Source organism: Pseudomonas sp. CFII64, assembly GCF_000416235.1.
Taxonomy (GTDB): Bacteria; Pseudomonadota; Gammaproteobacteria; order Pseudomonadales; family Pseudomonadaceae; genus Aquipseudomonas.
The window spans coordinates 461,207-472,849 of sequence record NZ_ATLO01000042.1 but is presented as its reverse complement, the minus strand read 5'-3'; the positions used below and the strand labels follow the sequence as shown (position 1 = coordinate 472,849).

The window sequence follows — 11,643 nt, the reverse complement described above, 5'->3', positions numbered from 1 at the left end:
AGGCGCTGTAAAAGCGCAACCCTAAGTGGCCATTACCGCAGCAACGGATATGTCCCCAATCAACAACCCCAAAACCTAATGCGAAGTCCCCTCCACAAATTCAATCTTGTTACCCACGTTGTACTTGCCCGACGGCTTGTTCATCGGGATGCGCTTTATCTCCTCGAGCGTATGACTGTCATAAACAATCAACGCGCCGTCGGTAGCCCAGATACTCAGCAGCAGGTAGCGGCCATCATGGGTGAATTCGACGTGGGCGGCCGTCTTGCCGGGCACTGGGCGCAAGGTTCGGACGATTTCCAGGGTCTGTTTATCAATCAGGTGAATCGCCTCGTTGTCAGGCCCGAGCATCACGTCGGTCCAGGCATACCGCGAGTTGACGTGACTGCGCATGAAGAAACCCGGGCCCAGCGTTGGAATTTCCTTGATCAGCGTCCAGGTCTTGAAGTCGATGATAGAAATCAGTCCCTTGCTGATGTTCGGCGTGGCGAATACCCACTGGCCGTTGCGCTGCCAATAGGTTCCGGACCCCAGATGCGGCATGCCCGGCAATGGTATGTCGGTGACGATCTTGCCACTGTCGAGATCAATTACCTGACCGCCTTTGGCCTTGCGCGAAGTGGCCAGCAGTTGCCGGTAGTCCGGTGAAAAGGAAAAGTCATCCAGCACGTCCTCGGCCTGGATGCGTCGTGGCTCGAAGTCCGGTGTGCCGGCAGTCGACAGTTCCCAGACTTCCTTCACGTCCTTGAGCGCCACGATGAAACTGTCACGGGGCGGGGCGGTGTAGACCGCGCTGACCCTCGACGCGCTCCTGTCCTGGCCGATTGCGGGAATGGTTTTGACCAGCGACAGATCGCGGGCATCGAGCACCACAAGGTTGCCGGGTAGATAATTGCCCACCAGCACCCATCGACCGTCCTTGCTCACCGCCAGGTTGCGGGTATTGAGCCCGGCACGGACCTCGGCGATCAGTTTCAGGTTATGCAGATCGTAAAGGCTGACCCAGCCATCGCGCGAGGCGACGTAGACGAAGCGGCCGTCCGGCGAGAACTTCGGCCCGCCGTGCACCGCAAAGTGGGTAGTGAACCGCGCCAGCACCTCGAAACGATCACCGTCGAGGATGTCGAGGTGGTGATCCCCGGATTCCACCACCACGAACAGGTTCAGTGGATCGGCGTCATGCTGGGGTGTGTCGGGCAATTTGCCGAGATCGGCAAGTATCGTGTGACTGCGACGAATGTCGTCGTTGTCCCAACTGGGCAGGGAAGCAGGTGGTTGCTGAAGGTAGTTCGCCAGTGCATCAATCTGTGCCGGATTGAGCGCCTTGGCATATCCGGCCATCTGGCTCGCGGTGCGACCGTTGCGGATCACGTTGCGGATTTCGTCGGGTTTGATCCGGCTCAGGCTTTCGGGCAGCAACGCTGGCCCCGTGCCGCCGAAACGATTGGTGCCGTGGCAGCTCTGGCAATGCGTCTGGTAGCTGCCGGCGGCCTGTTCAAGGGCCGTATCGGTGGCCGCAATCGCTGCGCCGACATGGGCCGATCCGAGCCAAAGCAGCGAGACCAGCATCCGGCGTTTCATGACATCACCTTGCCGCGCGGTTGCAGTGCTGCAACGGGATAAAACCGTGCGGGATAGTCCATTTTCTGTGCGGCGAATAGATTGACCACTTGGCCGATCACCGTCAGCGTCGGCGTACCCGACGGGCAATCCAGCGCCAGGCCCGGCAGTTGGTGCAGCAAGCCACGGACCACATGCTGGTCGGGCCGGGTGCCGTTGCTGATCAGCGCGACCGGTGTGTCAGCCGCCAGCCCGGCTTCGATCAAGCGCCGGGCGATAATGTCCAGATTGGACAAGCCCATGTAAAACACCAGCGTCTGGTTGCTGTCGGTCAGGTCGCCCCAAGGCAGTTTCAATTCGCCGTCATGTTGCAAGTGGCCGGTGATGAATCGGCAGGAGTTGACCAGATCCCGGTGGGTCAGCGGGATACCGGCGTAAGCGCTGCAGCCGGATGCAGCGGTGATGCCGGGGACCACCTGGCAGTCAACGTTACGCTGCAGCAGATATTCCAGCTCCTCGGCGCCGCGACCAAAAATGAACGGGTCGCCGCCCTTCAGGCGAACCACACGCAGCCCTTGATCGGCGAGGTCAGCGAGCAATTGGTTGATTCTGTCCTGGGGCAGGCTGTGGTAACCGCTGGCCTTGCCGACGTAATGCCGGGCGCAGGTGAGGGGGATCAAGGTCAGCAGTTCAGGGCTGATCAGGCGGTCGTAGACCACCGCGTCGGCCTGCATCAACAGGCTCCAGGCGCGCAGGGTCAGCAGGCGGGGATCGCCGGGGCCTGCGCCTACCAGAGCGACTTCGCCCGGTCTGAACGGGGACTCAAGTGTGGCCGGTATAGCGGTCGATGGAGACATGGTACGTCCTTGGTGCTTCATCAGGTTGACCGGCCCCAGCCTTTGTCAGCTGGTTTGCCGGACGGGCGACTCAGTGTGCGACGCAGGCGATGGTTGTTATGGGCGGCGCACCGATTTCCTCATCGCTGAGGTGGCAGCCGGGGTCGTGGCCCCAGAGATCACCTTCGGCCCAGGCGCGCGTGCGGGTATTGCCATTGCAGATGTGCAGCCAGCGGCAGTGCGTGCAGCGACCGCCAATGGCGCGGGGATGCTCACGCAGGCGTAACAGCAGGGCGTCTGGCTGATCCAGCCAGAGTGTGCGAAACGGCGTGTGCCGGACATTGCCCACCGAGTGCTGCCACCAGTAGGTGTCCGGGTGTACTTCGCCGGTGTTATCAATGTTGGCGATGCCGCTGCCGGAGGCATTGCCGCCCCAGGCACGGAGCATCTGTTCCAGGCGCGGGTAATGTTCGGGCAGATGCACACCCACCCATTGCAGCAAGAGAATCGCGTCGGCATCGTTGTTGCCGCTGACAAAATCGCTGTCACGGCCCTGGACGACGTCTTCCCAGGCCTGTTCGAAAAGCAGCGTCATCGCCTCGCGGCTCATCTGCTGCCGGGCGTCGAGTTTGCGGCTGCGTTTGCCTCGACCGCTGTAGTTGAGGTGCGACAGATAAAACTTCTGCACGTCGTACTCGTGCATCAACGCCAGCAGTTGCGGCAGCTGCGTATGGTTTTCCTGGGTCAGCGTGGTGCGCAGGCCGACGCGAATGCCGTGTTCGCGACAGAGCCTGATCGCCGCAACGGAACTGGCAAAACTGCCCTTCAGTTGCCGGAAGGCGTCATGTGTCGCTTGGAGCCCATCGATGCTGATCCCGACATAATCGAAGTTCGCCGCGTGGACTTGCGCGATGTTCTGCTTGTTGATCAACGTGCCGTTGGTGGACAAGGCCACATAGAAACCCTTGGCCTGGGCGTAAGCGCTAAGCACAAACAGATCGTCGCGCAGCAAGGGCTCACCGCCAGACAGAATCAATACTTTCACCCCGGCGTCGTGCAGGTCGTCGATCACGCGGAGTGCGGCGGGTGTGTCCAGTTCGTCGCGAAACACGCTGTCGGCGGACGTGGCGTAGCAGTGTTTGCAGGTCAGGTTGCAGCGTCTGAGCAGGTTCCAGATCACCACCGGCGGTCGATTGCTGCCCGGTGGGCTGGTTCTGGGCGCGGACGCCTGGCCGGCCAGCGCACGCAGGTATTGGCTGATCCTCAACATGCAACTCTCCTTGAATCGGCGCGCATTCAGCGCGAAGCGGCGGGCAGGCGCAAACCGGTTTTTTTCAGGATGCGACTGCTCACCAGCATTTCGTCGGCGGCGCAGGCATCGCCCAGCAAATAGCGCAGGTGTTCGCGATAGCGGTCGATTTCCTCCCGGCTGCGCCCGTGGACCATGGCAAACAGGTTGTAGCGCCACGCGGTTCGGCGCGGACGTCGGTAACAGTGGCTGACAAAAGGTTGCGCGCCGATCAGCGCGCCGAGGCGCGGCATGTCTGCATCGCACACATCCCAGACAGTCATGCCGTTGTGGCGATAGCCCAGGCGATAGTGATTGGGCACAGCGGCGATACGCCGGATCGCGCCCTCAGCCTGCAATCGTTTCAACAGGTCCAGAGTGGATTCGACGCTGAGCTGCAACTGCTCGGCGAGCCAGGCCCACGGATCGTCCACCAGCGGCAAGCCGCCCTGGGTCAGCTCGATCAGCCGATGCGCCAGGGTGTCTTCAGACCGGGAAATACAAACCGACATGGTAGGTCTCCTCTTTGGGCAAATTGAGCAGCGGCAGGCCGGTCAGGGTTTCGATACGTTGCAGGGTCTGGGCGATGCCTTGTTCGCTCGCGCAGCCGAGCACGAACCACATGTTCCAGAGGTGTTCGCGGCGGTAGTTGTGCGCCACTTCAGGCATGGCGTGCAGTTGCCCGGCGACCGCCTCGAAACGTTCCTCCGGCACGGCCAGAGCGGCGAGGGTGAAGGCGCCGCCCAGCCGTTCGATGTCGAACATCGGGCCAAAACGCGTGAGTATTCCGTCACTGAGCAGGTGCTGAAGGCGGGCGCGCAATTCAGAACTGCTGCTCTCAAGCTCACTGGCCAGCACTTGCCAAGGATGGCGGACCAGTGGCAGGCCCAGTTGCAGGCGGTTGATCAGTCGGCGGTCCAGGTCATCCATGAGCCGAGGCGCCTGTTGCAGCGGCGGCAAAGCGCCCGCCGCACTGTTTGAACGCCTGGGTGCTGAACAACAATTGGTGTGGCAGGTCGCTCAGCAGGTGTGCTTCCAGCAGCGCCCGGATCTGCGCTTCGACCCGATCACGCTGGCGCCCGTGAACCATGCAGAACAGGTTGTATCGCCATTGCGGCAAACGCCGTGGTCGTTGATAGCAAAGGGTGATGCCGGGTGCTTGTCCGAGGCGCTGACCGACCTCATCGATGAGCGCGTCCGAAACGTCCAGGACCAACATCGCATTGGCCGTGAAGCCCAGCGCGCGATGGTTGAGGACCAGGCCGAGCCGACGAAACAAACCTTGCGCCTGCCATTGCCGCATCTGCGCGAGGACCTGGCCTTCGTCGCTGTTTATCCGTTCGGCGAGGGCTCGATAGGGGCGCGAAACCAGCGGCAGCCCGAATTCCAGGTGCCGACGCAGTGCCAAGGCCTGTTCAGGATTCAATTCAGGCTTCATGGGGTTCTCCCAAGGCAAAACCCAGGTCGATGCGATAAGCCGTCAACATGGGCAAGTCCAGTGGCGTAAGACCGGTGTCTTGTTCCAGCGCGTCGAGGACCCGTTCGATGTGCTGACGATCAGGACCGGTCAGCACAAACCACAGGTTGTAGAAATGCTCTCGTGCGTAGTTGTGGTTGACCTCGGGATACTGGCTGACGCGTTCAGCGATCTGTTGCAGGCGTTCGGCGGGTACGGCAAAGGCGGCGAGGGTGCTGGCCCCGGCGCGGCGGTGTTCGAACACCGGGCCGACCCGCGACAAGGCGCCGGCCAGTTCCAGGCGTTGCAGGCAGGCGATGACTTGCGGCTCGCTGCAACCCAGCACCTGGGCCATCTCGCGATAGGGTTCCGGGCACAACGGCATGCCGTGCTGGAAGCGGTCGATCAGTTGTCGGCTGAGGGGGTCGAGGTTCATATCAATAACCCATTTTTTGCGCGCGACTGCTGAAGAAGATGCCGCTTGGCGCGGTGGCGGGAAGGGCGCTGAGTTGCTTGAGGCTGTACGGATCCCAGACTTGAACCTGGTTGCCGTCGCGCAACGACAGCCATAGCTGGTCGCCACGGGCGGTGAATTCCATGTGCAGCACTGCTGGCCCCGGTCGCAGGTCGGCGACCACTGCGTGGGTTTCGGTGTCGATGACCTGCACCCGATCGTTATCCGGGTAGGCGAAATTGACCCATAGCTGGCGACCGTCCGGCCGCGACGTGACGAACACCGCTTGGCCGGCCACCGGGATGACGGCGGTCTGCTGCCAGGTGCGCGAATCCATCACCAGCACCTGATGGCGACCGACAGCGGGTACGAAGGCCTGGTTATCGGCGACGGCCCAGCCTTCCAGATGCGGCATCTTGTAGACCGGCAGTTTTGCCTGGCCGCGTCCGTAATCACCCAACACGCGCTGCACACCGCGCTCGGGATGCCAGAGATCGAGCTGCGCCATGCCGTCTTCACCGAACAGCCCGGCCATGTAGTAGCGGCCATCAGGTGTAATCAGCGCGTCGTAGGGTTGCTCGCCAATGTCGATGAAGCGGCTGATCTGCGGGGTGGGGCCCTGACTGAAATCAGCGGTCCAGATCTCGCCGGTATCGAACAGGCTGAACACGAAACGTTGTCCAGGCGCATCGACCAGACCGACCACCCGCGAGCGCTTGCTGCCATCGGCCAGGGGCGTGGCGGGAATGTCGGCGACTTGCTGCAAGGTCTGCGCATCGAAAACCTTGACCCCGCCGGGCACGTAGTTGGACACGGCGATCAACTTGCCGTCCTGACTGATTGCCCCGCCAATGCTGTTGCCGCCCTGGATCACCCGTCGGTCGATGTGCCGGGTCAGCAAGTCGATCTTGCTCAGCCCGCCGTCGCGACCGAATACATAGGCATACCGCTGGTCCCGGGAGAACACCACCGAGGCATGGGACAGATCACCCAGTCCCTCGATGCGGGCTAGTGCCGTGCGGGTGTCACTTTCGATGATCTGCAGGCTGCCAGTGGCGCGTTCCACCACCACACCCAGATCGCCGGAGCCACGCAACGGTGGCTGAACACACGCGGACAACAACAGCCCGGTCGCCGCTGACAACAGGATTGAACGGATCATGGTGCGGGGTATCCCTGGAGAAGAAGATCGACCAGCCAACGAATGTCGTCCGCGCCGAGCAACGGCGCCCATCCGGGCATGGCGGTGCCGGGCCGACCGTGGGTGACAGTGGCAATCAGGCTGTCCCGGGACTTGCCCGCCAGCGCGGTGCGCGTCAGTTCGGGACCCAGCCCGCCAGTCATGTGTAGCCCATGGCAGGCGCCGCAATCCTGGCTGAGCTGAGCGTCAGGCGCGGCAACCGTGGTTGCGCAAATGAGGAGGAGGGCCGCCGGAATCATCGTGCGTCGAAACACCATCGTGGCGCCCTCCAGTGGGTTATTTGAGGGTGAGTACCCAGGCGGCGAGGATTTTGGCTTCTTCGTCAGTCACCGGGTTGGCCGGCATCGGCATCGGACCCCAATTGCCTTGCGTACCGTTCTTGATGTGACTTGCAAGGGTGTCCACGGCCCCGGCCACTCCCGCGTTCTTGGCTGCAACCTCCTTGAGCGCCGGGCCCACCAGCTTGGTGTCGATGGAATGGCAGGCGGCGCAGGGTTTGCTCTTGAACAGCTCCAGCGCGTCCTGAGCCATGGCCGGTTGCGCACTGAGCGCAGCGGTCATGACGAACAGTGACAACAGAGTATTTTTCATGGTGTTTCCTTAACTTGACGAGGCTCAATAGATGTCGTGTTGGGTGTTGTAGACGTTGAATTTGCCAGTGGGCGTGATCAGGCGTTTGTCTTTTATGACTGATTTGAGCTTCAGCGTTTTGTCGTCGATCACTACCAGCGCCGATTCGTCTGCCTGGCCGCTCCATACGGAGAACCAGACTTCATCACCGGCCTTGTTGTATTCCGGTTGTACAACGCGCATGGCCCCTTGCTTGATGCCTGCGTACTCGGCGATGGGCAGCACGGTGTAGCCAGCGTCGAGTTTGTCGATGTTGAACACCGCCACCGACTGGCTGAGTTTTGCGTCCGGGTTGAGGGTGGTGTCGACGTACAGGTGGCGGGAGTTGGGGTGGGTTTTGATGAACAGCGATCCGCCGCCCTGACCCTTGATCGAAGTGACCTGTTTCCAGGCGTATTGCGGGTGTTTCACCGGATCGGTGCCGATCAATGAGATGCCGTCATCACCCAGGTGGCTGGTGGCCCAGACCGGACCGTAGAGCGGGTGATTGAAGTTGGCGCCGCGACCCGGATGAGGGGTTTTGCCGACGTCCACCAAGGCGGTCAACTTGCGCTCCTTGGAGTCGATCACGGCGACTTTGTTGGAGTTGTTGGCGGCGGTCATGAAGTAGCGGTGCGTGCTGTCCCATCCGCCGTCGTGCAGGAATGGCGCGGCGTCGATGTAGGTGACGGTGAGGTTTTTGATGTCCTGATAGTTGACCAGCATGACCTTGCCGGTTTCCTTGACGTTGACGATGAACTCCGGCCATTCGTGAGAGGCGATGATTGCCGCGACCCGTGGCTCAGGGTGATATTCCTGCTTGTCGACGGTCATGCCGCGTGTCGACACGATCTGTTTCGGCTCCAGGGTTTCGCCATCCATTATGGTGAACTGCGGCGGCCAGTAGGAGCCGGCAATGGTGTACTTGTCTTCGTAACCCTTGAACTTGGAGGTCTCCACCGAGCGTGCCTCGATGCCCACTTTGACTTCGGCGACCTTGGTCGGCTCCAGCGGCCACAGGTCGATCATGTCAATCCGCGCATCACGGCCAATCACCAGCAAGTAACGGCCCGAAGCGGAGATGCGGGAAATGTGCACCGCGTAACCGGTCTCGATCAGCTTGACGATTTTCTTGCTGTCGCCGTCGATCAAGGCGATCTTGCCGTCATCGCGCAGCGTCACTGAAAACAGGTTGGGCAGGTTGAGTTTGCTCAGCTGCTTCTTCGGACGATCCTCGGGTTTGACCAACACTTTCCAGGTCTTCAGCGTCTCGGCCATGCCCCATTCCGGAGGCGTCGGCGGGGTGTGCTGGATGAACTTGGCCATGACCGTGATCTGCTCCTTGGTCAGGGCGTTGGAGGTTCCCCAGTTCGGCATGCCTGCTGGCGAGCCATAGGTAATCAGTGCCTCCAGGTACGCTTGCCCGCGAGACTGGGTGATGTCCGGCGTCAACGGTTTGCCGGTGGCGCCCTTGCGCAGAACGCCGTGACAACCGGCACAACGCTGGAAGTAGATCTCCTTGGACGTATCGAACTCCGCCTGGCTCATGTCGGGAGCCCCCGCGGTGGTGACCATGGGCGGGTTCGGCGCAGGGACGGCGGACTCTTCGGCGCTGGCCGCATGAGTCACCGCAAGGGCCAGCGTCGAACACAGGGTGGCGAGAGTCAGAGCAAACGTTTTTCTATTGCTGATCAGCATTCCATTTCTCCTCAGGCAAGACCTTTGCGATGTGCTGCAAGGGCAGCGCAGTACGCAGGTTCTTAGTGCGCTGCAAGGCTATGCCCGAGCACACCAATGCTCGCTTGACGGCGATCAAGTTTGCCGGTCACGTCCCTTGCCAGGTTGTCGCAGGGGCCCGTAGCGTGTACCTCGAACCCGCTTCTGAAACAGGACAACCATGGACCGTAGCCAGCCGTGCGCACACAAGGTCGAACCCTTCTACCAACCGCTGAACAATGAAGAGGTGCTGTTCGAGCAAGCCTGGCGCCACGGCATGCCGGTATTGATCAAGGGTCCGACCGGATGCGGCAAGACCCGTTTCGTCCAGCACATGGCCCATCGGCTGAAACTGCCGCTGTACACCGTGGCCTGCCACGACGATCTGAGCGCTGCCGACCTGATCGGTCGCCACCTGATTGGGGCACAGGGCACCTGGTGGCAGGACGGACCGCTGACCCGCGCGGTGCGCGAAGGCGGGATTTGCTATCTCGACGAAGTGGTGGAGGCGCGCCAGGACACGGTCGTGGTGCTGCATCCACTGGCCGATGATCGTCGCGAGCTGTTTCTGGAACGCACCGGCGAAGTGCTGCAGGCGCCGCCTTCGTTCATGCTGGTGGTGTCGTACAACCCCGGTTACCAAAACTTGCTCAAAGGCATGAAGCCCAGCACCCGACAACGCTTCGTGGCGATGCGTTTCGGTTATCCGCCAGGGCCCGAGGAAGAGCGCATCGTCGCGCGGGAGGCGCAGGTCGACAGCGCGCTGGCGGCGCAGGTGGTCAGGTTGGGTCAAGCCCTGCGGCGGCTCGATCAGCATGATCTGGAGGAAGTCGCCTCGACGCGGCTGCTGATCTTCACGGCGCGCATGATCCGCTCCGGCATGAGCCCGCGCGAGGCGTGCAAGGCGTGCCTGGCCGAGCCGTTGAGCGATGATCCGCTGACTGTCGCGGCGCTGATGGATGTGGTTGATGTCCACTTCGGCTGAAACCAGCGGCGCTTCCCGTGGCCGGTTACCGGGCGACCTGGCGATGTGGTTCTTCATTCTGGCCGAGCTTTCGGTGTTCGCGATCCTGATCCTGACGTTCGCCGTAACTCAGGTACTCAAGCCACAGATGTTCAGCGAAAGTCGTCTGTTGCTGAACACTTCCACCGGTCTGGCGATGACCTTGAGCCTGATCACAGCGGGGTTGTTCGCCGCCCTGGCTCAGGAGCAGGTCAGGCGCTCACAACCTCGCCATGGCGCGGTGTTTCTGCTGCTCGCCTTGCTCGCCGCCAGCCTGTACGTGGTGCTGAAAGTCACGGAGTACCGGCACTTGCTGGCCTCGGGGCTGGGCATGGAGCACAACACGTTTTTCACCCTTTACTGGATCCTCACCGGTTTCCATTTTCTCCATGTCCTGCTCGGCATGTTCATTCTCGGCTGGCTGGCCGCACGCTGTCGTCGTGGCTTATATGGCACCGACAACCACAGCGGTTTCGAATCCGGCGTGCTGTATTGGCACATGGTCGATCTGATCTGGGTCGTGCTTTTTCCGCTGGTCTACGTTCTGAATTGACGGAGGTGTCATGTCAGCTTCCAGGCTGTTGCTCGCCTGCTGGGCGGCGTTGGCCGCATTGAGCGTGTGCACGGTGCTGCTGGCACAGGTGGGCGCGACGTGGCTGCTGTCCCTCGCCATCTTGTCGGTGGCGGTCGGCAAGGCCTGGCTGATCACCGAGGGTTTCATGGAACTGCGCCACGCGCCGCGCCTCTGGCGTGTATTGATGCTGAGTTGGGCGCTGGTGTTGGCGGTGCTTGTGGGGCTCAGCGTTCTGTAGATACCGTTTTGATCCCTATCACACAACCCGTAGGACCGGCTTTGGCCGGGAGCAGGCCGGTACATTCGCAGCAGTTGCGTCGTCAGACCCTTCTCCCTCCCGGCTGAAGCCGGTCCTACGGGGGTGGGGCTCAATGGAGGCGCAAGGACTGTCAGTCCTGCAACCGTAATACCCGAGCAAAACCATCTGACTTTCTTGATCGCCATCAAGCAGATTTCAACCCTTCGCTTCCTATCATGGGCGGGTCAAGTAAAGAGGAAGCGACCATGTCAGAGACCTTCACAAAAGGCATGGCCAGGAATATCTATTTCGGGGGGAGCATCTTCTTCTTCCTGATATTCCTGGCCTTGACCTACCACACGGAACAAACCTTTCCGGAACGCAGTAACGAGGCGCTTTTAACCGAATCAGTGATCCGCGGCAAAACGGTCTGGGAGCAGAACAACTGCATCGGCTGCCACACGCTGCTGGGCGAGGGTGCCTACTTCGCGCCAGAGCTGGGCAACGTGTACCAGCGTCGCGGTGGCGAGGAGGGCTTCAAGCCCTTCCTGCATGCCTGGATGAAAATGCAGCCGCTGGGCGTACCAGGTCGGCGGGCGATGCCGCAATTCAATTTGAGTGAGCAGGAGGTGAATGACATCGCCGAGTTCCTCAAATGGAGTTCGAAAATCAACACCAATGGCTGGCCGCCAAACAAGGAGGGCTGAG

Annotated in this window: 15 protein-coding genes; 4 read left to right on the top strand and 11 right to left on the bottom strand. The window is 61.4% G+C overall.

Annotation, left to right across the window (positions count from 1 at the left end):
* Positions 1-75: 75 nt before the first annotated feature.
* From CFII64_RS20125 to CFII64_RS20075, 11 genes are all read right to left on the bottom strand, one after another.
* The gene (locus CFII64_RS20125) at positions 76-1,581 is read right to left on the bottom strand and encodes a nitrite reductase (protein ID WP_020292676.1); all 1,506 of its coding nucleotides are present in this window, start codon (positions 1,579-1,581) and stop codon (positions 76-78) included.
* Positions 1,578-2,417, bottom strand: coding sequence for a uroporphyrinogen-III C-methyltransferase (cobA, locus tag CFII64_RS20120; protein WP_020292675.1), 840 nt, complete (start codon positions 2,415-2,417; stop codon positions 1,578-1,580). The genes CFII64_RS20125 and cobA overlap by 4 nt, the downstream gene beginning before the upstream one ends.
* 70 nt (positions 2,418-2,487) lie before the next feature.
* Positions 2,488-3,666, bottom strand: coding sequence for a heme d1 biosynthesis radical SAM protein NirJ (gene nirJ, locus CFII64_RS20115; RefSeq protein ID WP_020292674.1), 1,179 nt, complete (start codon positions 3,664-3,666; stop codon positions 2,488-2,490).
* Between the two features lie 26 nt (positions 3,667-3,692).
* Positions 3,693-4,196: an Lrp/AsnC family transcriptional regulator gene (locus tag CFII64_RS20110; RefSeq protein WP_020292673.1), complete on the bottom strand. Its 504-nt coding sequence runs from the start codon at positions 4,194-4,196 to the stop codon at positions 3,693-3,695.
* Positions 4,171-4,614, bottom strand: a complete 444-nt coding sequence (locus CFII64_RS20105; RefSeq protein ID WP_020292672.1) for an Lrp/AsnC family transcriptional regulator — start codon at positions 4,612-4,614, stop codon at positions 4,171-4,173. Before CFII64_RS20105 ends, CFII64_RS20110 begins: the two co-directional genes overlap by 26 nt.
* Positions 4,607-5,122, bottom strand: a complete 516-nt coding sequence (locus CFII64_RS20100) for an Lrp/AsnC family transcriptional regulator (protein WP_020292671.1) — start codon at positions 5,120-5,122, stop codon at positions 4,607-4,609. Before CFII64_RS20100 ends, CFII64_RS20105 begins: the two co-directional genes overlap by 8 nt.
* Positions 5,112-5,576, bottom strand: a complete 465-nt coding sequence (locus CFII64_RS20095; RefSeq protein WP_020292670.1) for an Lrp/AsnC family transcriptional regulator — start codon at positions 5,574-5,576, stop codon at positions 5,112-5,114. The genes CFII64_RS20100 and CFII64_RS20095 overlap by 11 nt, the downstream gene beginning before the upstream one ends.
* A 1-nt stretch (position 5,577) precedes the next feature.
* Positions 5,578-6,756, bottom strand: coding sequence for a cytochrome D1 domain-containing protein (locus CFII64_RS20090; RefSeq protein WP_020292669.1), 1,179 nt, complete (start codon positions 6,754-6,756; stop codon positions 5,578-5,580).
* Positions 6,753-7,052 carry a cytochrome c gene (locus CFII64_RS20085; protein WP_020292668.1) on the bottom strand — a complete coding sequence of 100 codons (300 nt, stop codon included), beginning with the start codon at positions 7,050-7,052 and terminating at the stop codon, positions 6,753-6,755. Before CFII64_RS20085 ends, CFII64_RS20090 begins: the two co-directional genes overlap by 4 nt.
* A 19-nt stretch (positions 7,053-7,071) precedes the next feature.
* Entirely contained in the window at positions 7,072-7,386 is a 315-nt protein-coding gene (locus tag CFII64_RS20080) for a c-type cytochrome (protein ID WP_020292667.1), read from the bottom strand.
* Positions 7,387-7,410: 24 nt separating this feature from the next.
* Positions 7,411-9,102 (bottom strand): nitrite reductase, encoded by a 1,692-nt coding sequence (locus CFII64_RS20075; RefSeq protein ID WP_020292666.1) that lies wholly within the window; start codon positions 9,100-9,102, stop codon positions 7,411-7,413.
* Between the two features lie 199 nt (positions 9,103-9,301).
* On the opposite strand from CFII64_RS20075, the gene CFII64_RS20070 reads away from it, so the two are divergent.
* The 4 genes from CFII64_RS20070 to CFII64_RS20055 all read left to right on the top strand — a co-directional run bounded on the left by CFII64_RS20070 (position 9,302) and on the right by CFII64_RS20055 (position 11,642).
* On the top strand, positions 9,302-10,105 hold the full coding sequence (locus CFII64_RS20070) for a CbbQ/NirQ/NorQ/GpvN family protein (RefSeq protein ID WP_020292665.1): 804 nt from the start codon (positions 9,302-9,304) through the stop codon (positions 10,103-10,105).
* On the top strand, positions 10,089-10,676 hold the full coding sequence (locus CFII64_RS20065; RefSeq protein WP_020292664.1) for a cytochrome c oxidase subunit 3: 588 nt from the start codon (positions 10,089-10,091) through the stop codon (positions 10,674-10,676). Before CFII64_RS20070 ends, CFII64_RS20065 begins: the two co-directional genes overlap by 17 nt.
* 10 nt (positions 10,677-10,686) lie before the next feature.
* A complete protein-coding gene (locus CFII64_RS20060) occupies positions 10,687-10,935 on the top strand; it encodes a cytochrome C oxidase subunit IV family protein (RefSeq protein ID WP_020292663.1) in 249 nt (82 codons plus the stop codon).
* Positions 10,936-11,201: 266 nt separating this feature from the next.
* On the top strand, positions 11,202-11,642 hold the full coding sequence (locus tag CFII64_RS20055; protein WP_020292662.1) for a cytochrome c: 441 nt from the start codon (positions 11,202-11,204) through the stop codon (positions 11,640-11,642).
* The last annotated feature ends 1 nt before the right edge of the window (position 11,643 follow it).

Bases quoted from the DNA above. Each gene is read 5' to 3' on its own strand.
- CFII64_RS20060 (WP_020292663.1), top strand. From the start codon at position 10,687: ATGTCAGCTTCCAGGCTGTTGCTCGCCTGCTGGGCGGCGTTGGCCGCA.
- CFII64_RS20100 (WP_020292671.1), bottom strand. From the start codon at position 5,122: ATGAAGCCTGAATTGAATCCTGAACAGGCCTTGGCACTGCGTCGGCAC.
- CFII64_RS20085 (WP_020292668.1), bottom strand. From the start codon at position 7,052: ATGGTGTTTCGACGCACGATGATTCCGGCGGCCCTCCTCCTCATTTGC.
- CFII64_RS20080 (WP_020292667.1), bottom strand. From the start codon at position 7,386: ATGAAAAATACTCTGTTGTCACTGTTCGTCATGACCGCTGCGCTCAGT.
- nirJ (WP_020292674.1), bottom strand. From the start codon at position 3,666: ATGTTGAGGATCAGCCAATACCTGCGTGCGCTGGCCGGCCAGGCGTCC.
- CFII64_RS20070 (WP_020292665.1), top strand. From the start codon at position 9,302: ATGGACCGTAGCCAGCCGTGCGCACACAAGGTCGAACCCTTCTACCAA.
- CFII64_RS20095 (WP_020292670.1), bottom strand. From the start codon at position 5,576: ATGAACCTCGACCCCCTCAGCCGACAACTGATCGACCGCTTCCAGCAC.
- CFII64_RS20105 (WP_020292672.1), bottom strand. From the start codon at position 4,614: ATGGATGACCTGGACCGCCGACTGATCAACCGCCTGCAACTGGGCCTG.
- CFII64_RS20065 (WP_020292664.1), top strand. From the start codon at position 10,089: ATGTCCACTTCGGCTGAAACCAGCGGCGCTTCCCGTGGCCGGTTACCG.
- CFII64_RS20075 (WP_020292666.1), bottom strand. From the start codon at position 9,102: ATGCTGATCAGCAATAGAAAAACGTTTGCTCTGACTCTCGCCACCCTG.
- CFII64_RS20090 (WP_020292669.1), bottom strand. From the start codon at position 6,756: ATGATCCGTTCAATCCTGTTGTCAGCGGCGACCGGGCTGTTGTTGTCC.
- CFII64_RS20125 (WP_020292676.1), bottom strand. From the start codon at position 1,581: ATGAAACGCCGGATGCTGGTCTCGCTGCTTTGGCTCGGATCGGCCCAT.
- CFII64_RS20110 (WP_020292673.1), bottom strand. From the start codon at position 4,196: ATGTCGGTTTGTATTTCCCGGTCTGAAGACACCCTGGCGCATCGGCTG.
- CFII64_RS20055 (WP_020292662.1), top strand. From the start codon at position 11,202: ATGTCAGAGACCTTCACAAAAGGCATGGCCAGGAATATCTATTTCGGG.
- cobA (WP_020292675.1), bottom strand. From the start codon at position 2,417: ATGTCTCCATCGACCGCTATACCGGCCACACTTGAGTCCCCGTTCAGA.